Source organism: Halorubrum rutilum (assembly GCF_024494565.1).
Window position 1 is genome coordinate 122,912 of sequence record NZ_JANHDN010000007.1, and the last position, 20,376, is coordinate 143,287.

Sequence of the window (20,376 nt, forward strand, 5' to 3'; positions counted from 1 at the left end):
ATGGAACGGGCGCGCTCGACGTCGGCTCCGCCCCTCGTCAGCCGCACGACCGCGGTCGACGCGCCCCCCTTCGCGGCCGCGTTCGACGCCCTCTCGGCGCCTCGCACGACGTGGAGCGCGCCGGACGACGCCCTCGTGCTCGGGAGCGGCGCGGCCGCGACGCTGACCGCGAGCGGCCCGGAGCGGTTCGCCGAGATCCGGACCGCGGCCGACGACCTGTTCGACGCCGGCGACGTCCACGCTGGGACCGAGGCCGCTCGCCCCCGGCTGTTCGGCGGTTTCGCCTTCCACGAGGGGGCCTGCGACGGCGACCCCTGGGGGCCCTTCCCGGAGGCGCGCTTCGTGCTCCCGCGGGTCCAGCTCACGTTCGCGGACAACGGGACCTGGCTCACGGTGAACGCCGCCGGGCCGGACGCCGCGGTCGAGGCGGTCGAGGCCCGGCTCGCCGAGGAGGCGGAGCGACTCGCCGCGGTCGACGGCGGCGACGCGGGCGTCCCGCCGCGGCCCGGTATCACCGAGGCCCGTCGGACCACGGGCCGCGAGGCGTGGCGCGAGAGCGTCGAGGCCGCGGTCGGCCGGATCCGCGGCGGCGAGCTGCGGAAGGTCGTCCTGGCGCAGGCGCTGGAGGCGGACCTGGCGTCCGAGTTCCCCCGCGCGGCGACGCTGGAGCGGCTCGCGGGCAAGTACGCCGACTGCCACCGCTACTGCTTCGAGCCGGACGGGGGCGGGAGCGCCTTCTTCGGCGCGACGCCGGAGCGGCTGGTCTCGCTGCGCGGGCGGACCGTCGAGACCGACGCGCTCGCGGGGACCACGGGACGGGGCGAGACCCCGACGGAGGACGAGTGGCTCGCGCAGGAGCTGCTCGAAGACGCCAAGAACGTCCACGAACACCGGCTCGTCGCCGACACCGTCCGCGATCAGCTGGAGCCGTTCGCGGCCTCGGTCTCCGCCGGCGAGCGCCGCGTCCGTCGGCTCGCGACCGTCCAGCACCTCCACACGCCGATCACGGCCGAGCTCAGCGACGACCGGCACGTGCTCGAACTCGTCGAGGCGCTCCATCCCACCCCCGCCGTCGGCGGGCTTCCGCCGGACCGCGCCCTGGAGACGATCCACGAGACGGAGCCGTTCGACCGCGGCTGGTACGCCGCGCCGGTGGGCTGGATCGACGCCGCGGGCAACGGCGCCTTCGCGGTCGCGATCCGCTCGGCCGTCGCGACGCCCCGGCGGGCCACCCTCTTCGCCGGGGTCGGGCTCGTCGCCGACTCCGACCCCGACCGCGAGTGGGACGAGGTCCAGCTCAAGTACCGCCCGATCCTCGACGAGTTGGAGACGGGCGGGGTCGGGACCGGGTCGAGCGCCGCGGCCGGGGACGAGTCGTCCGTCGCGGACGACGACTGACGGACCGCCGTCGCGGACGACGATCAAGGGGTCGGGCGGAGCGGCCGTCGCCTACTGGAACATCTTCAGCGGCTCGGCCTGCGAGCTCTCCTCGGTGGCCTGCTGCATCCGCTCGGCGAAGGCCCGCTTCGCCTCCCGGATCTCCTCGGCCTGTTCGACGAGCCCGTCGGTGGTCGTCTCGGTCCCCGCGATCGGGTCGATCCCGCTCCTGATGAGGACGCGCGCGGCCTCCGGATCGGGGAACTGCGGGTCCGACTCGACGACGAGGCCGACGGCGTCGCGGCCGCGCTCCAGCGACTCCGCGAGCATCGCGCCCGTCGGCCCGGAGACGAGGCCGGCCTCGGGCGGGTCCTCGACGTCGGCGCGGTCGAGCCGATCGCCGCCGTCGCCGGTCGCGACGCCGTAGATCGCCGGCGGCGCCTCTCCCTTCTCCTGACCGAGCCCGGAGAGGAACACCGGGAACGTCGCCGTCTCCGCGAACCAGCTCTCCAGGCAGCCGGCGACCTCGGTCGCGGCGCCGGGCTTCACCGGGACGTCGCTCCGGAGCGCGACGAGGTCGTTCTCCGCGTCGGCGTACAGCCGCACGGGCGTCGTCAGTGCCCGGTTCGCCTCGCGGTAGACGGCCACCCGCGGGAGCCCGTCGCAGTGGACGTTCGCGTAGTGGTCCATCCCGTGCGCCTCGATCATGTGGTCGGTCGCGATCTTGCCGACGAGTCCGACCCCGGGGAACCCCTCTACCAGCGTCGGCTCGTCCAGCGAGACGTCGTCGTCGACGACGGAGATGCGTGCCATGGCTCCGCCTACTCGGGGCGGCGACCTAAAGGTGGGGCGCCGGGCGGCGGCGCGGGAGTCCCGAAACCGTCTAACGGCCCGCCGCGAAAGGAGGGGCATGAACCCGCTCGACCGATACGAGCCGCTCGTCGACGACGTCGACGCGTTCCGGGCGGCGTGCGACCGCTCCCTCCCCTCGGTCGTGCGCACGAACCGGCTCGCGGCCTCGCCCGCTCGCGTCCGCGAGGCCTTCGACGAGGAGGGCGTGGACCACGAGCCGGTGGCGTGGCACGACGGTCTCTTTCGACTCCCGGACGGGAACCCCGGCGGCAACTGGCCGTACGTCCACGGCTGGACCCACGGCCAGGAGGAGGTGTCGGTGTTGCCGGGGCTCGCCTTGGACCCCCGCCCCGGCGAGCGCGTCTGGGACGCCTGCGCGGCGCCCGGCAGCAAGACGACGCAGATCGCCGACGCGATGGACGACGAGGGCACCCTCGTCGCCAACGACAACAACCTCGGGCGGCTCTCCGCGCTCCGGCACAACGCGGAGCGCCTCGGGATCACGAACGCGATTGTCACGAACCAGGACGCCCGCAACTTCTCGACCAAGCCGCTCGCGTTCGACGAGTTCGACCGCGCCCTCGTCGACGCCCCCTGCTCGTGCGAGGGCACCTGCCGAAAGAACCCGGACGTCGTCGACCAGTGGACCCTCGACCACGTCCACGCGGTCGCCGGGATCCAGAAGGGGGTCCTGGCGCGCGCGGTGCAGGCGACCCGGCCCGGCGGGACCGTCGTCTACTCCACCTGCACGTTCGCGCCGGAGGAGAACGAGGCGGTGCTCGACCACGTGCTCGGCGCGGAGGACTGCGAGCTGGTCGCGTTCGACCTCCCGCTCGACACGGTCCCCGGCGTGACCGAGTGGGACGGCGAGGCGTTCGACGAGTCGGTGACGCGCGCGCACCGCGTCTACCCGCACCACAACGACACGGGCGGGTTCTTCTGCGCGAAGCTGCGCGTGGGCGGGGAGGGTGACGAGAGCGCGAGCGACGGCGAGGTGGCCGCGTGAGCGACGACGCCGCCGCAGATGCCGCCGACGCCGCCCCCGCCAACGACGGGCAGCGGTTCGACCGACTGCCGGAGACCCCCGGGGACCGCGAAGTCGAGGGGCGCGCGAGCCGCGCGGAGGTCCTCGACTGGTGGGAGGAACGGTTCGGGGTCGACGGGGCGGTGTTCGCGGGGTACAGCTTCTGGGAGAAGGGCGCCGGGAAGGTCTGGATCTTCAACGGCGAGGCGACCGACCCAAGCGGGGTCGAGGCGATCGGGATGACCTTCCTCCGGACGCGACAGGAGCACTGGAAGCCGACGAGCCGGGCCGTCTCGCGGTTCGGCCGTCACGCGACGAGGAACGTCATCGAGCTCGACCCCGAGCAGGCTGTGACCTTCGTGGCCGGCGAGGACCAGGACCTCCCCGAGTGGGACGGGGACTGGGGATACCTGATCGCGACTCACGAGGTCGTCGGCGAGTCGGTGCCGATCGGCGTGGGGCTCTACCTCTACGACGAGTTGCGCTCCGTGGTCCCGAAGGGAAGTCGGGCGGACCTACCCGTCGTGGAGTGACGGACCGCTCTGTTGCTTATAGCTGCTCGACGCTGAGCCGGCGGTGAACGCCGCCGAGGCCACGGCCGCTCACTGACACATCGCCGCCGATGCGGTGAACACTTCCACAGCCTCGGCCGCTCAGTAATAGATGGCCGGTCGCGTATCGACGGGGCACGCCTTCGAACCACCGGCAATTCGTGTGTGAACGGCCGCCGGCGGCCCCCCGAAGGACACCGCCGATGCCCCAGTCGCGAGGACCGCCGAACGTCGCTCCCGCTCGCTCACTGCGTTCGCCGCGCGGGCTGCGACTTTCGTGCTCCCGCTCGCTCCCGTCGGTCGCTCACGAGACCGCGGCCTCACGCCTCTCCGGCCTCGCGGTTCGCGCTCTCCGAGCGCTCACCGCATCTCTGTCCGTGTGTTCCCGATACCCTTCGTCACACCCACTCGATCCGGTAGACCTCGGCGTCGATCTCCTCGGACTCCTCGGTGTGGTGGTCGAACTGCGCGTCGACCGCGAAGTCGGCGGCGAACGCGTGGGTCACCTCGCCGCCGTTGTCGGCCGCGAACGCCTCCACGAACGCCTCGCTGCCGGCGTTGTGGACCGAGTAGGAGACGGCCGCGACGCGGCTCGCCGTCGCCAGGAATCCGCGGTCGGCGTTCCGACTCCCGTCTCGCGCGCCGAACGGCGGGTTCATCACGACCGTCACGGGGTCCGGAACGTCGAGCGGGAGCCGCGTCGCGTCGGCTTGGATCCAGTGGACGGGCGCGCTCGCGGCCACTCGACGCTGATTGGCCGTCGCGGTGGTCAGCGCGTCGCGGTCGAGCTCGACGCCGAAGACGCGGGCGGGGCCGCGGAGGGCGGCGGCGAGCGCGAGCATCCCGGTTCCGGTGCCGAGGTCGAAGACGGTGCGGCCGTCGACGTCGCCGTGGAGGTCCGCGAGGTGGACGACGTGCGCGGCCAGGTCCGGCGGGGTGGGGTACTGTTCGAGCGCGAGGCTCGGCTCGTCGAACCCGGTGACGACGCCGAGCTTCGTCGCGAGCGAGCGCTTCGACGCCATCCGTCAGGCCGCCGTCGCGTCGCCGCCGGCCCGGACGAGTTCGACGCCCTCGCGGCGGGCGCGCTCGGCCAGCGCCGACAGCGCCGGCTCCGCGGCCGCCGGGTCCGAGACCTCGTCGACGCGGACCTCGATCCGGCCGGCGCCGAGGAACGACGCGGCGCGGACGAACTCGCGGAGCCGGTCGGCCTCGCGCTGGGTCGCGAGCGTGTCCTCGCAGTCGAAGCACGCCTCGACCGACAGCGTCGCCGGCTGGTAGCCGCGGGCCGAGAGCTCGGCCTTGAGGTCGCGGAGGTGCTCGGGCGCGGTGCTGTCGAGGTCGTCGGCGTCGATGACGATCGGGTCGATCTCGGCGGGGCGACAGCCGCGAAGCGTCCCCTCTATCGCGTCGGACTGCGTCGTGCTCATGGCGAGTAATATGTAATAGTTATACAAAAGTCTTTGTAAATGCTCAGTAATAATTATTTCTCGGCGACCGAGGCGCAAATGTGACCCTCCGCGGCGGTCACGTTTCGTATCCGAGGCCCGGCGGCGACGACGGCCGAGGGCGCGGAATCGACCGCGACCCGTCAGCGCGGACGGCCGTTTCAACGCCGGCTGTTCGGTTCGACGGCGGTTACGGCGAAACGGTGGGCGGCGGCGCCCTGCGCCGATCCGGGACAAAGGTTTAAATGCGGCAGTGACCAGAAACCTTATAATGGAACGTCCGAGCCGCCAGCGTCAACAAGAGCGGAACACCGAGCGAGAGTCGGACGAGACGGAGACGCTCTCCTGCCCGGAGTGCGACTCGGAAGAGATCGTCACGGACGCCGACCAAGAGCTCGTGTGCGAGGACTGCGGCCTGGTGTTGGACGAGCGCAACATCGACCGCGGCCCGGAGTGGCGGGCGTTCAACCACTCGGAGCGGCAGTCGAAGTCGCGGGTCGGCGCCCCGATCACCGAGACGATGCACGACAAGGGGCTGACGACGACGATCGACTGGAAGGACAAGGACGCGTACGGCCGGTCGCTCTCCTCGGAGAAGCGGTCGCAGATGCACCGGCTGCGCAAGTGGCAGGAGCGGATCCGGACGAAGGACGCGGGCGAGCGGAACCTCCAGTTCGCGCTCTCGGAGATCGACCGGATGGCCTCGGCGCTCGGCGTGCCCCGCTCGGTACGGGAGGTCGCCTCCGTCATCTACCGACGCGCGCTCAACGAGGACCTGATCCGCGGGCGCTCCATCGAGGGCGTCTCCACCGCCGCGCTCTACGCCGCCTGCCGCCAGGAGGGGATCCCCCGCAGCCTCGACGAGGTCGCCGACGTCTCGCGGGTCCCGCAGAAGGAGATCGGCCGGACGTACCGCTACATCTCCCAGGAGCTCGGCCTGGAGCTGAAACCCGTCGATCCGAAGCAGTTCGTCCCGCGGTTCGCCTCGTCGCTGGAGCTCTCCGAGGAGGTGCAGTCGAAGGCGACGGAGATCATCGACGTCTCGGCCGAGCAGGGGCTCCTCTCCGGGAAGTCCCCGACCGGCTTCGCGGCCGCCGCCATCTACGCGGCCTCGCTGCTCTGTAACGAGAAGAAGACCCAGCGCGAGGTCGCCGACGTCGCGCAGGTCACCGAGGTCACCATCCGCAACCGGTACCAGGAGCAGATCGAGGCGATGGGGTTCCGATAGCGCCGTCGTCGTGCGGTTTTTCGAACGATACCGCTCGTGATCGGGTTTTTAATCCGTACCGAGCGTAGCGGGCCACGTAATGTACTCGCAGATCCTCGTTCCGACCGACGGCAGTCCCGCGTCGGACGCCGCGATCGAACACGCGATCGATCTCGCCGGGCGGTACGACGCCACGCTCCACGCGCTGTACGTCGTCGACGGCGCGGCGTACTCGACGCTCGAAGCCGGCGCCGAGGTCGTCGTCGACGCCCTCGAATCCGAGGGGAAGGAGGCCACGCGACGCGTCGCGGGCGCCGCCGAGCGCGCCGGCGTCGACTGCGAGACGACGGTCGCCAGCGGGACCGCCTACCGCTCGATCCGCGACTACGTCGACGAGCACGCGATCGACATGGTCGTGATGGGGACGCACGGTCGGAAGGGGCTCGACCGGTACCTCCTCGGCAGCGTCACCGAGCGCGTCGTCCGGACCTCGGACGTGCCGGTCCTCACCGTCCGACACGCCGACGATGAGTGAGACGCCGCCGCGCGGGAGGTGACGCCCGTGCGAGACTGGCTCGCCCACCGGGTCGCGGCCTCGCCGGACGACGAGGCGCTCGTCCGCGCGGAGGACGGCGAGGCGTGGACGTACACCGACCTCGACCGCCTCGTCTCGGAGACGGCCGGCCGCCTCGTCGCTCACGGGGTCGAGGCGGGCGACAGGCTCGGCGTGCTCACCCCGCCGTACGTCGGGACCGTCGGACTGGTCCACGCGGCGATGCGGATCGGGGCGACCTTCGTCCCGCTCGGGCAGGAGCTCACGCCGAGGGAGCTCTCGGAGCGGATCGAGCGCGCCGACCTCTCGGCGGTCGTCTGCGCGGAGCCCACCGAGGACGACGCGCTGGCGGCCGTCGACGGGATCGACGACACGCCCCTGTTCTCCGTCGACGACCCGGCCGACGCGACCGTCACCGCCGTCCACGACGTCGAGCCGGCGTCGGTCGAGCCCCCCGAGTGGGAGTTCGACGACCACCTCTGCATCCTCTTCACCTCCGGCACGACTGGGACCCCCAAGCCGGTCCCGCTCACCGCGGGCAACGTGTACAGCTCCGCCGTCGCCTCCGCGTTCCGGCTCGGGGTCGACCCCGGCGACCGCTGGCTCGTCTCGCTCGCGCTCCACCACATGGGCGGGCTCGCGCCCGTCTACCGCTCCGCGCTCTACGGGACGACGCTCGTGCTCCGGGAGGGGTTCGACGCCGGCGGCACCGCCGACGACATCGACGCGTACGACGTGACCGGCGTCTCGCTCGTGCCGACGATGCTCAAGCGGATGCTCGACAGCCGCGGCACGCTCTCTGACACGCTCCGCGTGGTCCTGCTCGGCGGCGCGCCGGCGCCGGACGAGCTGCTGGAGCGCTGCCGCGACTACTCGATCCCGGTGTACCCGACCTACGGCATGACCGAGTCCGCCTCGCAGATCGCGACCGCGACGCCCCGACAGACGCGGGGCCGGCTCGGCACCGTCGGTCGGCCCCTCTTCGGCACCGACGTGACGGTCGTCGACGAGGACGGCGCGGCGGTCGAAGCCGGCGAGACGGGCGAGATCGTCGTGGACGGCCCGACGGTGACGCCGGGGTACCTGGAGCGTCCGCCGGCCCCCGACGAGGACGAGTCCGCCGCCGAGCTCGACCGCTCCGCGTTCGGTCCGCACGGGCTCCACACCGGCGACGTGGGACGGATCGACGAGGACGGCTACCTCTACGTGCTCAACCGGCTCGACGACCGGATCATCACCGGCGGACAGAACGTCGAGCCCGGCGAGGTCGCCGACGTGCTCGGGCGGTTCCCCGCGGTCGAGGCGGTCACCGTCGTCGGCCTCGACGACGAGACGTGGGGCGAGCGGGTCGCCGCGCTGCTCGCGGTCGAGGACGGGGACGAACCGCTGGACGAGGCGGCGCTCGACTCCTTCGCCCGGGAGCGGCTCAGCGGGTTCAAGATCCCCAAGACGGTCGCGGTCGTCGACGAGCTCCCCCGGACCGTCTCGGGCACCGTCGACCGGGCGGCCGCGCGGGAGATGCTCCGGGAGCGGGGGCACGCCCTGAACGGGAGCTCGGAGCCCGAGCTGGAGACGGCCGGGTTCAGGCCCGCCGACCCGGCCGAGCCGCCGGACGGCGGAATCGAGGGAGAAATCGATGCCCGGGAGGGTGACGGGGGCGGAGAGGACGGCGGAGAGGGGGAGGGCGACGCGGCCGATCGCGAGCCCGTCGACATCGCCGACGCCGAGGCGGTCGCGAGCGCGAGCGATCCGACCGGAGCGGGCGATTCGACCGGAGAGGAAACGGACGACTCGGCCGGGGAGGGGTCAGAGAGCGACATCGATGTCGACGAGGACGGAGACGGAATCGGCGAGGCCGACGCCGGGGACGGCGACGAGACCGACACCGAGGAGACGGAGGCTAACACCGAGGAGACGGAGGCCGACGAGTAAACGCTCCCGTCATTCCTCGTTGTTTCACGAACGTTTTGGTCGCGGGGGCCGCGGATCGGGCATGGATCTACTCGACGACGGCGTCGTGCCGGAGCGCGCGCGCGACGTGAAGGCCGAGGCCCGGGAGTTCGCGGACGAGCACATCGCGCCGAACGCGGCGGCGTACTACGACTCGGGCGAGTACCCGTGGGAGGTGCTGGAGGCGGGGATGGACGCCGGGCTCGTCGCGCAGGACATCGGCGAGGAGTACGGCGGGAGGGGGTTCGACCTCGCGCAGGTGCTCGCGGTCGCGGAGGAGTTCTACCGCGCCGACGCCGGCATCGCGCTCACGCTCCAGCTCGCGAGCTTCGGCGCCGAGATGGTCGAGCAGTACGGCACCGACGAACAGAAGGAGGAGTACCTGCGGCCGGTCGCCGAAAACGACCAGATATCGGGGCTCGCCGTCTCGGAGCCCGAGACCGGCTCCGACCTCGCGGGGATGACGACGAAAGCGGAGAAGGTGGAAGGCGGCTACGAGCTCACCGGCGAGAAGTACTGGGTCGGCAACGCGGTCGAGGCCGACTGGCTCACCGTCTACGCCAAGACCGGCGAGAGCGACGACCGCTACTCCAACTACACGCTGTTCATCGTCGAGACCGACTCGGACGGGTACGAGGCCGAGCACATCCCGGAGAAGATGGGCATGCGCGCCTCCAAGCAGGGCCACATCGTCTTCGACGACTGCTTCGTCCCCGAGGAGAACGTCGTCGGCAGCGAGGGCGGGGGCTTCTACGTACTCGCGGACTTCTTCAACCACGGTCGGGTGATCGTCGGGGGCCACGGCCTCGGGCTCGCGGCCGCCGCCATCGAGGAGGCCGAGGAGTTCGTCCACGACCGCAACGCCTTCGGCCGCACGGTCAACGAGTTCCAGGCGGTCCAGCACACCCTCTCGGACATGCGGATCGGCTTCGAGTCGGCGCGGGCGCTCAACTGGCGCGCCTGCGAGAAGGTCGCGAACGGCGAGGACGCCGGCTACTGGGCGGCCCTCGCGAAGACGAAGTCGACCGAGGTCGCCGCCGACTGCGCCGAGAAGGGGATGAAGCTCCATGGCGGCCGCTCGATCCTGACCGACCGCCGGATCGCCCGCGTCTACCGCGACGTGCGCATCCCGGTGATCTACGAGGGCGCCAACGACATCCAGCGGAACCTGATCTACCGGCAGTCACGGTAGGGCGGCGGGGATGGGCCGCGCGTTCGATTCCCTCAAATCCGCGCCGCGAGCGCTCCGAGCGCCTCGTCTCCCCCGGAAGCGAGCGGCTCGCCGTGGCCGACGCAGGCGATCTCGAACGGCGGGGCGCGGGCGGCGAGGTCGCGGACGCTGTCCAGTACCGCGTCCGTGTCGTAGCTGACGAACCACTCCGAGGGTTCGAGCGCGCCGTCGGACGCGGCGACGAGGTCGCCGAGGAGCGCGACGCCGAGGTCCTCGCTCACGTACGCGACGTGGCCCGGCGTGTGGCCGGGGGTGTGGTAGGCGGTGAACGAGCCGAGCCGCTCGCCGTCGGCGACCGCCTCGATGTCCAGGTCGGGCGGGGTGTCGAAGAGCCCGGCGAGCCGCTGGAACGCGCCCTTGTGGTTCCGCAGCGGCGGCGACCGCTCCCCCCGGAGGATCGCCGCGTCGAACGCGCCGGCGTAGACGGTCGCGTCGAGCTCCGGCGCCAGCGCCGCGAGCGTCCCGACGTGGTCGAGGTCGTAGTGCGTCAGGAGCACGCGCCCGACGTCTCCGACGCCGACGCCGGCCTCTTCGAGCCCCTCCCGGACCCGCTCCTCGTCCCACGGCGTCCCCGCGTCGACGAGCACGGGGACGTCGTCGTCGACGAGGTAGGCGCTGACGCCGCGCAGCTCGAACCGCCACACGCCGTCCGCGAGCTCGGTGGCCATGGGTGCCGGTAGCGACCGACGGGATTTGACGCTGGCGGCCGACCGGGGCCGCGGTCGCTCCGCGCCCGGCGCCCGTCCCGCCGCCGACGAAAACGCCAAGACGCCGCGCCCTCACGTCGGCGTATGCGACTCGAGGACTACTGGGGGATCGGCCCGAAGACGAGCGAGCGGCTCGTCTCGGCGCTGGGGACCTCGCGGGCGATCGAGGCGATCGAGTCGGCCGACGTCCGGGCGCTCGTCGACGCCGGACTTCACCGCGGACGCGCGACCCGGATCCTCCGTCGGGCCAACGGCGAGGCCGGGATGGACGTCCTCGCGACGGGCGACACCCGATCGGTGTACGACGACCTGCTCTCGCTGGCCGCGGGCCACGCGCTGACGGCCCACGCCGCCGACCGGATCCGGGTGTTGACGCCGCTGGCCGACCGCGAGGCCGTCGAGGAGCGACTGGACGACGTCGTCGCCGCGCGGGAGGCGTGGGAGGGGCTCGGCGAGGCCGACCGCGAGCGCGTCGTCGAGGCGTTCGACGCGTACGACGACGCGGAGGGCTCCGACCTCGCGGCCGTCGAGACGGCCCTCGCCCTGCGGGAGGCGGGACTCGACCACGGTCCGTTCGCGGCGGTCGGCGAGCTGGAGTCCGAGCGCCTCCGGGACGCCGCCGACGCCCTCGCCGACGTGCGCGGCTCGATCGACCCGACGGCGATCGACGACGGCGGCGAGATCGAGATCGCCCGCGGCGCCGACGCGGAGCTCGACCGCCTCCGCGACCGGCGCGACGCGGCCGAGGAGCTGGCGAACTCCGCGTTCGACGTGCTCGACGCGGTCCGAGACGGATCGCTCCGCGACTTCGAGGCGCTGGAGGCCGCGACCGTCGACCGCGTCGCGAGCGAGACCGGCGTCGACCCGGCGACGGTGCGGTCGGTCGCGCCGGACGACGCGCTCGACGCCGCCGACTTCGTCTCGGCGACCCTCCGCGACCTCGCGGCGGAGCTGGAGGCCGAGGTCGCGGAGCGCGAGGCGGCGGTCGCCGCCGACATCCGGGAGCGGATCGGAGGAATGCAGGCGAAGACGGACGAGGCCGGCGAGGCCGACGGGAATAACGGACGCGGAAGCGCCGTTACCCGCGCGGTCAACGCGGTCTCCGACGCCGCGTTCCTGCTCTCGCTCGCGCGGTTCGCGGCCGACCACGACCTCGTCCGCCCGACGCTCGTCGACGACGGGATCGCGGTGCGGAACGCCCGAAACCTCTTCCTCGCCGGCGAGGTCCAGCCGGTGTCGTACGCGGTCGGGACCCACTCGCTCGCGGGCGACGCGGGCGTCGCGAGCGCCGACGCGCCGCCGACCGGCGACCGCGTGAGCGTGCTCACGGGCGCGAACTCGGGCGGGAAGACGACCCTGTTGGAGACGATATGCGCGGTGGCGCTGCTCGCGTCGATGGGGCTCCCGGTGCCCGCCGAGGCGGCCGAGGTCGGCGCGTTCGACCGGATCGTCTTCCACCGCCGGCACGCCTCGTTCAACGCCGGCGTGCTGGAGTCGACCCTGAAGTCGGTGGTCCCGCCGCTCGTCGAGGACGGTCGGACGCTGATGCTCGTCGACGAGTTCGAGGCGATCACGGAGCCGGGCCGCGCCGCCGACCTGTTGAACGGGCTCGTGACGCTCACCGTCGAGCGGGGCGCGCTCGGCGTGTACGTCACCCACCTCGCGGAGGACCTGAGCCCGCTCCCCGACGCCGCCCGGATCGACGGGATCTTCGCGGAGGGACTCACGAGCGACTTGGCGCTGCGCGTCGACTACCAGCCGCGCTTCGGGACGATCGGCAAGTCGACGCCGGAGTTCATCGTGTCGCGGCTCGTCGCGAACGCGAGCGACCGCGGCGTCCGCGCCGGCTTCGAGCACCTCGCCGGCGCCGTCGGCGAGGAGGCGGTCCAGCGCACCCTCTCGGACGCGGAGTGGACGGGCGACGATGAGTGAGCGCGGCGAGGGCGGTCCCGACCGGATCCGGTCGATCGCGGTCCACCGCGAGGACGTCGCGAGCGCGCTCGAAGCCACGCTCCGGAGCGACCGCGAGGTCGTCCTCCGGGTGACGCCGCCCTTCTCGGGGCGGATGCGCGCCCGGCTCCACGCGGTCGACGCGGGCGCGTCCGACCCGCCCGGCGAGGATGCGGCCGCGAGCGGCGAGCGCGACGGCGACCCCCCGACCCCGATCCACGTCGATCCCCGCGAGCTCGTCGCCGAGGTCCCGCCGTACCCCGAGGTCGACGAGACGGCGGCGGCCCACCCGGACGCGGACCTCGAAACCCGCCGACGGCTCCACGAAGAGGCCGTCGAGTCGTGGCGCGAGCGCGTCCGCGACTCGGTCGTCGAATCCGTCGCGATCGAGGTCGACGAGGCGTCTCGCGATGTCGACGTGACCGCGCTCGGCTGACGCCGGCCGATCGTTAAAAGAACCCGCGGAGCCGCTACAGCCGGAGTCGCTCGACCGACGTGCCGGCGCCGGCGAAGTCGGCGAGGGAGTCGTCGCCGTCCGGCGAACCGTCACCGTCGGCGGTCGCCGCCGCGACGACCACCGTGTCGGCGTCGAGGTCGGCGTCCAGCCGGACCTCGTACGCGCCGTCGTCGGGGGTCGCCAGCGCGGAGCCGTCCGCGGCGTACACCGCGACCGCGTCGCCGTCGGTCTCGCCGGCGACGACGAGGTCCTCGCCCGCGTACTCGACGGCGGCGGTGAGGTCGGGGCCCGCGGGCCGGTCGCGCTCGACGTAGCGGTCTCGGACGACGGTCGGGGTCTCGACCGGCTCGCCGGCGTCGACGCCGTGCGCGAGCCGGATGTAGCCGGCCATCGACCACGCGAGGGGCGTCGCCCCCCCGGTGCCCTCGCCGAACTCCCAGCCGTAGTCGGTCGGGTGCTCGCGGTCCCACACCTGCTCCGGGAGCATCCGGCCGGAGTTGCCGAAGCCGGCCATCGTCTCCAGGAGGGCGTCCGGTTCGAGCGCGTCCTCGTCGGTGCCGCCGAAGGCGTCTGGGCCGTCGGCGCGGGCGCGCAACTCGTACTCGCCGCGCTCGCCGGTGAAGATCGGCCACAGGCGCCCGCGGCCGTCGCCGGTGCCGGCCCACGGCGCGCCCGGGTCGCCGGCGGCGATCTCGCCGTAGGCGTCGCCGACGTACCGGTACCACGCGGGGCCGTGCGGGGTGTCGACCCGGATCGAGTCGTCGACGACGGAGACGGAGTTCAGAACCGTCTCGTCGTCCGCCGGCTTCACGCCGAGCCGGACGAGCTCCAGGAAGCCGCCGTCGACGATCTCGCGCTCGTCGTAGGTCGGGCCGTCGTTGGCGATCGTCCGCGGGCGCCCGGACTCGGGGTCGCCGTCGGCGGTGACCCGGAGGTAGTACGGCGTCTGGGCGTGGCGCTCGGTCCCCGTCGCCGTCGCGCACCACTCCTCGACGCGCGCGGCCCAGTCGTCGGCGAGGCCGAGCCACGCGAGGGCGTCGGCGTGGAGCGCGTCGGGGGACTCCTCGGCGGTCGCGTCGCCGTCGCCCGACTCGATCCGGTCGGCCTCGGCGAGCGCGAGCGCGGCGCCGCAGACGAGCCCGGCGATCTCGGCCGCGATGCTCGACGGCGAGAAGCCGGCCTCCTCCTCCCAGCGCTCCTGGGCCGTCTCGGGGCCGTTCTCGGCGATGTAGCCGAGCGAGCGCCGGACCTGATCGTAGGTGTAGTCGGCGTCCGCCGGCGCCAGGCCGTGCTCGTACAGCTGCCACGCCATCACCGACGGGAACGCGATGTTGTCCATCTGCTCGCCGCCCCACCGGGTGCGGCCGTCGATGTAGGTGTTCTGCGGGAGGAAGCCGTCGTCGTCCTGCTGGGTGTTGTAGAGGTACGCGAGCGCGTTCGCGCCGCGCTCGACCTCGCCGACCTCGATCAGCGCGGTGAACACCTGGTAGAGGTCGCGCGACCAGACGAAGTTGTAGCCGTAGCCGCGGTCCTCGGCGGCGTACTCCGTCTCGCCCCACGGCACCGACGGGCTGGCGATCCCCGCGCCGTCGTGGCGCTTGTCCTCCACGGCGGCGAGCGTCATCAGCGCGAAGCGGTACTGGGTCGCGAGCTCCGGATCGCCGGTCACCGAGTCGGGGAACTCGCGGCCGGCGAGCCAGTCGCGCCACGACCCGACGTAGGCGTCGGCGACGTCGGCGAAGCCGCGCGAGATGGCGCCGCGGGCCTCGCCGAGCGCGGCCGCGGTGTCGGCGTTCTCCGCGAACCCGAGCGCGACCGTGTCCGAGACGTCGGTCCCGCTCCCGACGAGCCCGGCGAGCACGACGTTCCCGGTCGCCTCGGCGGCCCCCTCGCCGCGCTCGCCCTCGCCGAAGAGGGCGTCCGCCTCCTCGCCGCCGGCCGAGAGGACGCTGGCCCACTCGAACCGGTCGTCGGCGGCGAGCGCCAGGGCGACCTCGAAGGAGTCGCCGTCGTCGTCGACGAGCTTGCCCGCGCCCCGGTCGGCCGCGTCGTCGTTGCGCGCGAGCAGGTGGTAGCCGTCGCCGTCGCCGACCCGGTCGCCGCGGTCGTTCGTGCCGACGTTCGTGATCGTCGTGTCGACGAGGGCGTACACGTCGTACTCGCGGCCCCCCTCGAAGTCGACGTCGGCGAGGACCGCGTCGCCGTCGGTGTCGACCGCGTACTCGACGGTGAGCGTCCACTCGTGACCGTGGCCGTCGCCGGTCTCGCGGACCGTCTGCGTGTACGCGAGCGCGTCGTCGACCGTCGGTTCCGTCCGGCGCTCGACGGTCTCGGTGGCCGTCACGTGGCTCGTCTCGTCGAAGGTGCGGATCGTGTATCCCGTCTCCGGGTCGGCGACGAGGAAGTCGAACGTCCGGACGTTCATCACGTCGATCCGCGGGAACCGGGCCTCGGTGAGCGCCCCCTCCGTCAGCGTGAACCAGACCGGGACCGGGTCGTCCGCCTCGTGGTCGGCGGGCGTGCCGACGCCGAACTTCCGGCCCGTCGTCCAGTGCGGGGCCTCGTCCGGGCCGGTCGGCCGGTCGTGCGGGACCGGGAGCGCGCCGTGCCGGGCGAGCGTCACCGTGGCCTCGATCCGGAGCGCGTGGGACCAGCCGATCGGCGTCGCGCTGTCGAGGTCGCCGTCGTCGAACGCCTGCTCGGCGAACAGCCCGGCGTCGTTGACGAAGTGGCCGTCGGGCCCGCAGAGGGCGTACAGGTCGCGGGCCGCCCCGAACAGGTCGGCGCCGGCGTCGCGGTCGGCGCCGGCGTCGCGGTCGGCGCCGCCGCCGTCGCCGTCGCGCTCGCGGACGAGCCCGCCGAGCGAGGCGGCCGCCGTCGCGCCCCACAGGGTCGCGATCGACCACACCTTCGCGGCGCCCTGCTCGGCCGTGCGCCAGTCGTCGCCGGTGAACCTGACGAGCCCCTCGACGTCGGCCGTCTCGCGGCGCAGGGCCTCGATCGAGTTCCGGACGTGGCGCGCCACCCGGTCGAGGAACGCGTCGAAGTCGGCCGTCGCGACCGCCGCGCCCGAGCCGTCGGTGACCGCGCCGTCGACGCGGGCGCGCTCCTCGCGCAGGGCCGCGTACTCGACGGCGGCGCCGGCGAGCGCGAACGTGCTGGCGTCGGCGCGGTCGTCGCGGCTCTCCGCGCTCGCGCGCTGCGGGAACCGCCCGGTGTCCGGGTTCCAGCGCTCGTCGAGCCCGGCGAGCGCGTCGTCGGCCGCCGCGGCCGCCGCGACGCGCGTCTCGTCGTCGACCGGCGCGCGGGCGACCGCGGCGAACGCGCGGAGGTACGCCGCGCCGGTGTGGGTGAACCGCCCGAGGGCGTTCTCCCAGCAGTTCTGACAGCGACGGGGGAGCCCGTCGTCCTCGGTCGTCTCGCGGAGGAAGGCGACCGCGTCCGCGATCGTCGCGTCGATCCGCTCGCGCCACTCCGCGGGGAGGTCGGTCGTCCGGCGGAGCCGGGCGAGGAACGCGACCACCGAGGCGGGCTGGTCGAGCTGGTCGTTCGGGCCGGCGGTCCCGTTCGCGCCCTCGATCCGGGCGTTCGCCCAGCCGGGCGCGACCTTGCCGGAGTCGGCCCAGACGCGGTGGGGCCACGAGCCGTCCGCGTCCTGCGTGCGGCAGAAGAAGGAGGCGGTCGCGAGCAGCTCCTCGTCGGCGTCGAGGCCGAGCTCCTCGCTCGCGCTCAAAAGCGCCGACGCGGTCTCCGCCTCGTCGCGGAACCAGGTGTAGCCGTAGCCGCCGGACGTCGAGTAGAAGGGGTCGAACTCGGGGGCGGCGATCCGGGCGCCGGACTCGGCCGTCAGCAGGTCGAGTGCGCGGAGATCGCTCGCGATCACGCCCCGCCGCGGGACGTCCTCGGGGACCGTCGGCCCCCGGCCCGCGGCCGCCTCGCGGAGGTCGTCGGCGTCGGGGTAGGCGGTCGCGATCCGCGAGAGCTCCTCGATCCGGCGCTGGCGGTCGGGGCCGTCGGAGAGCGCGTCCATCGCGTCGTCGCCCGTCTCGCGCGTCTCCCGGCGGTCGACGACCGCCCGGCTCGCCAGGGTGACGCGCTCGGTCCGGCCGTCGCGCTCGAAGGGGGCGCGGACGACGACGTCGGGGGTGAGCCGCGAGTCCTCGCGCTGATCGATCTCGCCGCGGTGCGGGAAGCCGTTCTCGTCCTCGCCGAGCAGCTCCGTGATCGTGCGGAGCCGCTGGCCGTGCGCCGCCGAGAGCCCGGTCGACGCCGTGAGGAAGTCGTGCTCGGAGCGGTGGTACACCTCGACGACGCTCCCGTCGTCCGGCCCGGCCTCCTGGTGGACCAGGTTGCCGACGCGGCCCTCGACCATGTCCGGCGAGAAGGCGCAGGCGGCGACGAGCTCGGCGCCGGCCGGCGGCGCGCCGCGCAGCTCGACGTGCGTCAGGTGCGTGTCGCTCACCACGAGGTCGAACTGGTGGATCGTGTACCGCCCCGCGTCGTACTCGGTCTCGACGAGGGGGGTGTCGCCGTCGTAGTGCTGGCGCGTCGTCGCGAGGTCGTCGAACCAGCGGACGCCGCGGCCGGCCGTGATCCCCATTCGGAGCCGGTCGGCCCCGCCGACTCCCGACAGGGCGTACGAACAGTCGTGGACGGCGCCGTCGGGCCCGACGTGGACCAGACGGCCGTCGTCGCCCGTGAACGCGCCGGCGGTCGTGGGACGCTCCGCCGGATAGCGCTCGCCGCGCCGACGTTCGTGCTCCGTGAGAGCGGTTCGCAGTCGCATAGTCGCCCTGCGATTTCCGGGGTAAAAGCCTTGACGAACGAGGCGACCCCTCGGTCCGAGGGGACCGACCGAAGAGCAACACCGAAGACCCCAGGCGTCAATGGGTGCCACATGCACCACCCTGGACCCCCCCGATTCCTCTCGACCGGGGAGACGACGCAGCTCGCGCCGCGGGACCCGGACCCGTCGGCGAGCTACGAGTGGCGCGTCGCCGACGCGCCGCCGGACAGCGACGCGACCGTGGGCGAGCGGTCCGTGACCGACTTCACGCCGGACGTCCCCGGACGGTACCGGCTCGGGCTCGACGCGCCCGACGGCGACCACCTCCTGACGGTGCGCGCGTTCCCGGCGAGCTACGAGGGCGTCGACGTCGCCGGCGGCAGCGGGACCGCGATCCGCGACCGCGACGCCGACCGGGCCGCGATCGACTACGGCGCCGAGCGCGCCCGCGAGGGCGTCGGGCGGCCGCGCGTCCGGCTGGACGCGACCGTCGAGGAGGCGGCGGGCGAAGGCGGGGGCGCGGCGGGGCGAGACGAGGGCACGGCGGGCCGAGACGAGAGCGCGGCGGGCCGAGACGAGGTCGTCGTCCGGGCGACGCCGACGCCGAACCCCGAGTCGGCCCTCGACGCGTCCGAGCTGGCCGTCACCTTCGTCGTGGACGACCGCGACGTCGAGGCGGCGGTCGGGGAGGGGCGGCGGAACCCGCGAGACGCGCTCCGGACGACCGACGACGGCCGGACGCTCCGGATCCCGACCGAGGCCGTGCCGGACCGGCTGCGCGTCCACGGCGTCGCCGTCGCCCGCGAGCCGGGGCGCGAACGGCGGGTGAGCGTCGCCGACGCGGTCGCGGTCGAGCGCACCGACCGGAGCGAGCTCGCCGGGGACGACGGTCCCGAACCCGCCGAGCCGGAGCTGACGGCGCCGACGGGCCCCGACGGTCACGCCTTCGAGACCGTCCGGCTCAACCAGCCGCCGGAGTGGACGACTGACGCGACCGTCTACGAGGTGTACGTCCGGACGTTCGCCGACGCCGACGAGGGGGAGGCGTTCGCGGCGATCGAAGGGCGGATCCCGGAGATCGCCGACCTCGGCGTCGACACGCTGTGGCTCACGCCCGTGCTCGAACACGACGGGAAGCCGCACGGCTACAACATCGTCGACTTCTTCGACGTCGCCGAGGACCTCGGCGACCGCGACGACTACGAGGCGCTGGTGGAGACCGCCCACGACCACGGGATGCGGGTGCTGTTCGACTTCGTCGCCAACCACACCGCGCGCGACCACGAGTGGTTCCGAGACGCCTATCGGAATCCCGAGTCGCCGTACCGCGACCGCTACGAGTGGCAGGAGTCCGGCGAGCCGGGGACGTACTTCGACTGGGAGCTGATCGCGAACCTGAACCACGCGAACCTCGACGTGCGCCGCTTCCTCCTCGACGTGGTCGACGAGTGGGCGCCGCTCGTGGACGGGTTCCGCTGCGACATGGCGTGGGCCGTGCCCGACTCGTTCTGGCGCGAGCTCCGCGACCGGGTGAAGGCGAAGGACCGCGAGTTCCTGCTGATGGACGAGACGATCCCGTACATCCCCGGCTTCCACGAGGGGATGTTCGACGTCCACTTCGACGCGACGCTGTACTTCCAGCTCCGGCAGGTCGGGCGCGGCGCCGAGCCGGCCGCGTCGCTGCTCGACGCGATCGACCGGCGCCCGGAGATCGGCTTCCCCGACCACGCCGGCTTCCTCCAGTACATCGAGAACCACGACGAGACGCGCTACCGCGTCGAGTGCGGAGACGCCGCCGCGGCCGCCGCGGGGGCGGCGACGGTGACGCTGCCCGGCGTGCCGATGGTGTACGCCGGCCAGGAGATCGGCCAGCGCGGCCGCCGAGACGCGATCGCGTGGGACCACGCCCGCGACGAGGTCCGCGAGCGCTACGAGCGCCTGCTCGCGACCCGCGCCGACCACAGGGCGCTCGGTCCCGACGGCGACCTCGAACGGGTGGAGTACCACGTCGCCAGCGGCGACCTCGACGAGCGGCCGATCGCCGCCAGCGGGAACGTGCACCCCGACGACGTGGTGGCGTTCCGCCGGAGCGACGGCGAGGAGTCGCTGATCGTCGTCCTCAACTTCGCGCCCGAGACGGCGAGCGTCGCCGTCGACGCCGCCCACGCCGACCGCGACCTGGTCACCGGCGACCCCTGCGTCGTCGTCGACGGCGACGGGACCGAGCGGATCCGCGCCGACGAGGTCGCGGTCGTCCGGGAGACCGGCCGGTGACCCGTCCCCGCG

15 protein-coding genes are annotated in these 20,376 nt (G+C 73.4%); 10 read left to right on the forward strand and 5 right to left on the reverse strand.

Features of this window, described 5'->3' with window-relative positions; genetic code table 11:
• Complete coding sequence (locus tag NO900_RS14600) at positions 1-1,398, forward strand: isochorismate synthase (RefSeq protein WP_256409604.1); 1,398 nt, start codon at positions 1-3, stop codon at positions 1,396-1,398.
• Positions 1,399-1,449: 51 nt separating this feature from the next.
• Here the strand turns inward: NO900_RS14600 and NO900_RS14605 are convergent, their stop codons facing one another.
• Positions 1,450-2,190, reverse strand: a complete 741-nt coding sequence (locus NO900_RS14605) for a proteasome assembly chaperone family protein (protein WP_256409603.1) — start codon at positions 2,188-2,190, stop codon at positions 1,450-1,452.
• A gap of 97 nt (positions 2,191-2,287) precedes the next feature.
• Between NO900_RS14605 and NO900_RS14610 the strand changes: the two genes are divergently transcribed.
• The gene (locus NO900_RS14610) at positions 2,288-3,235 is read left to right on the forward strand and encodes an RsmB/NOP family class I SAM-dependent RNA methyltransferase (RefSeq protein WP_256409602.1); all 948 of its coding nucleotides are present in this window, start codon (positions 2,288-2,290) and stop codon (positions 3,233-3,235) included.
• Positions 3,232-3,786 (forward strand): DUF7122 family protein, encoded by a 555-nt coding sequence (locus tag NO900_RS14615; protein WP_256409601.1) that lies wholly within the window; start codon positions 3,232-3,234, stop codon positions 3,784-3,786. The genes NO900_RS14610 and NO900_RS14615 overlap by 4 nt, the downstream gene beginning before the upstream one ends.
• A 416-nt stretch (positions 3,787-4,202) precedes the next feature.
• Here the strand turns inward: NO900_RS14615 and NO900_RS14620 are convergent, their stop codons facing one another.
• Together NO900_RS14620 and NO900_RS14625 are read right to left on the reverse strand one after the other, a co-directional pair.
• Positions 4,203-4,826, reverse strand: a complete 624-nt coding sequence (locus NO900_RS14620; protein WP_256409600.1) for an METTL5 family protein — start codon at positions 4,824-4,826, stop codon at positions 4,203-4,205.
• A 3-nt stretch (positions 4,827-4,829) separates the two neighbouring features.
• On the reverse strand, positions 4,830-5,231 hold the full coding sequence (locus NO900_RS14625; protein ID WP_092563631.1) for a DUF7961 family protein: 402 nt from the start codon (positions 5,229-5,231) through the stop codon (positions 4,830-4,832).
• Between the two features lie 289 nt (positions 5,232-5,520).
• Between NO900_RS14625 and NO900_RS14630 the strand changes: the two genes are divergently transcribed.
• The 4 genes from NO900_RS14630 to NO900_RS14645 all read left to right on the forward strand — a co-directional run bounded on the left by NO900_RS14630 (position 5,521) and on the right by NO900_RS14645 (position 10,151).
• Positions 5,521-6,477: a transcription initiation factor IIB gene (locus NO900_RS14630; RefSeq protein WP_256409599.1), complete on the forward strand. Its 957-nt coding sequence runs from the start codon at positions 5,521-5,523 to the stop codon at positions 6,475-6,477.
• A 79-nt stretch (positions 6,478-6,556) separates the two neighbouring features.
• Positions 6,557-6,991, forward strand: a complete 435-nt coding sequence (locus NO900_RS14635; RefSeq protein WP_256409598.1) for a universal stress protein — start codon at positions 6,557-6,559, stop codon at positions 6,989-6,991.
• Positions 6,992-7,018: 27 nt separating this feature from the next.
• Positions 7,019-8,941, forward strand: coding sequence for an o-succinylbenzoate--CoA ligase (menE, locus tag NO900_RS14640; protein ID WP_256409842.1), 1,923 nt, complete (start codon positions 7,019-7,021; stop codon positions 8,939-8,941).
• Between the two features lie 61 nt (positions 8,942-9,002).
• Complete coding sequence (locus tag NO900_RS14645; protein WP_256409596.1) at positions 9,003-10,151, forward strand: acyl-CoA dehydrogenase family protein; 1,149 nt, start codon at positions 9,003-9,005, stop codon at positions 10,149-10,151.
• Between the two features lie 32 nt (positions 10,152-10,183).
• Here NO900_RS14645 and NO900_RS14650 read toward each other — a convergent pair whose 3' ends face one another.
• Positions 10,184-10,858, reverse strand: a complete 675-nt coding sequence (locus NO900_RS14650; protein ID WP_256409595.1) for an MBL fold metallo-hydrolase — start codon at positions 10,856-10,858, stop codon at positions 10,184-10,186.
• 123 nt (positions 10,859-10,981) lie between these two features.
• Here NO900_RS14650 and NO900_RS14655 point away from each other — a divergent pair, with 123 nt between their 5' ends.
• Both NO900_RS14655 and NO900_RS14660 read left to right on the forward strand, forming a co-directional pair.
• Positions 10,982-12,829: a MutS-related protein gene (locus NO900_RS14655; RefSeq protein ID WP_256409594.1), complete on the forward strand. Its 1,848-nt coding sequence runs from the start codon at positions 10,982-10,984 to the stop codon at positions 12,827-12,829.
• A complete protein-coding gene (locus NO900_RS14660) occupies positions 12,822-13,283 on the forward strand; it encodes a DUF8009 family protein (RefSeq protein ID WP_256409593.1) in 462 nt (153 codons plus the stop codon). Before NO900_RS14655 ends, NO900_RS14660 begins: the two co-directional genes overlap by 8 nt.
• A 34-nt stretch (positions 13,284-13,317) precedes the next feature.
• On the opposite strand, the gene NO900_RS14665 is transcribed toward NO900_RS14660, so the two are convergent.
• Positions 13,318-18,090, reverse strand: coding sequence for a DUF7997 domain-containing protein (locus NO900_RS14665; RefSeq protein WP_256409592.1), 4,773 nt, complete (start codon positions 18,088-18,090; stop codon positions 13,318-13,320).
• A 111-nt stretch (positions 18,091-18,201) separates the two neighbouring features.
• Here NO900_RS14665 and malA point away from each other — a divergent pair, with 111 nt between their 5' ends.
• A complete protein-coding gene (gene malA, locus NO900_RS14670) occupies positions 18,202-20,364 on the forward strand; it encodes an alpha-amylase MalA (RefSeq protein WP_256409591.1) in 2,163 nt (720 codons plus the stop codon).
• Positions 20,365-20,376 lie beyond the last annotated feature (12 nt).

Bases quoted from the DNA above. Each gene is read 5' to 3' on its own strand.
- NO900_RS14600 (WP_256409604.1), top strand. From the start codon at position 1: ATGGAACGGGCGCGCTCGACGTCGGCTCCGCCCCTCGTCAGCCGCACG.
- NO900_RS14605 (WP_256409603.1), bottom strand. From the start codon at position 2,190: ATGGCACGCATCTCCGTCGTCGACGACGACGTCTCGCTGGACGAGCCG.
- NO900_RS14610 (WP_256409602.1), top strand. From the start codon at position 2,288: ATGAACCCGCTCGACCGATACGAGCCGCTCGTCGACGACGTCGACGCG.
- NO900_RS14620 (WP_256409600.1), bottom strand. From the start codon at position 4,826: ATGGCGTCGAAGCGCTCGCTCGCGACGAAGCTCGGCGTCGTCACCGGG.
- NO900_RS14625 (WP_092563631.1), bottom strand. From the start codon at position 5,231: ATGAGCACGACGCAGTCCGACGCGATAGAGGGGACGCTTCGCGGCTGT.
- NO900_RS14630 (WP_256409599.1), top strand. From the start codon at position 5,521: ATGGAACGTCCGAGCCGCCAGCGTCAACAAGAGCGGAACACCGAGCGA.
- NO900_RS14635 (WP_256409598.1), top strand. From the start codon at position 6,557: ATGTACTCGCAGATCCTCGTTCCGACCGACGGCAGTCCCGCGTCGGAC.
- NO900_RS14645 (WP_256409596.1), top strand. From the start codon at position 9,003: ATGGATCTACTCGACGACGGCGTCGTGCCGGAGCGCGCGCGCGACGTG.
- NO900_RS14650 (WP_256409595.1), bottom strand. From the start codon at position 10,858: ATGGCCACCGAGCTCGCGGACGGCGTGTGGCGGTTCGAGCTGCGCGGC.
- NO900_RS14655 (WP_256409594.1), top strand. From the start codon at position 10,982: ATGCGACTCGAGGACTACTGGGGGATCGGCCCGAAGACGAGCGAGCGG.
- NO900_RS14660 (WP_256409593.1), top strand. From the start codon at position 12,822: ATGAGTGAGCGCGGCGAGGGCGGTCCCGACCGGATCCGGTCGATCGCG.
- NO900_RS14665 (WP_256409592.1), bottom strand. From the start codon at position 18,090: ATGCGACTGCGAACCGCTCTCACGGAGCACGAACGTCGGCGCGGCGAG.
- malA (WP_256409591.1), top strand. From the start codon at position 18,202: ATGCACCACCCTGGACCCCCCCGATTCCTCTCGACCGGGGAGACGACG.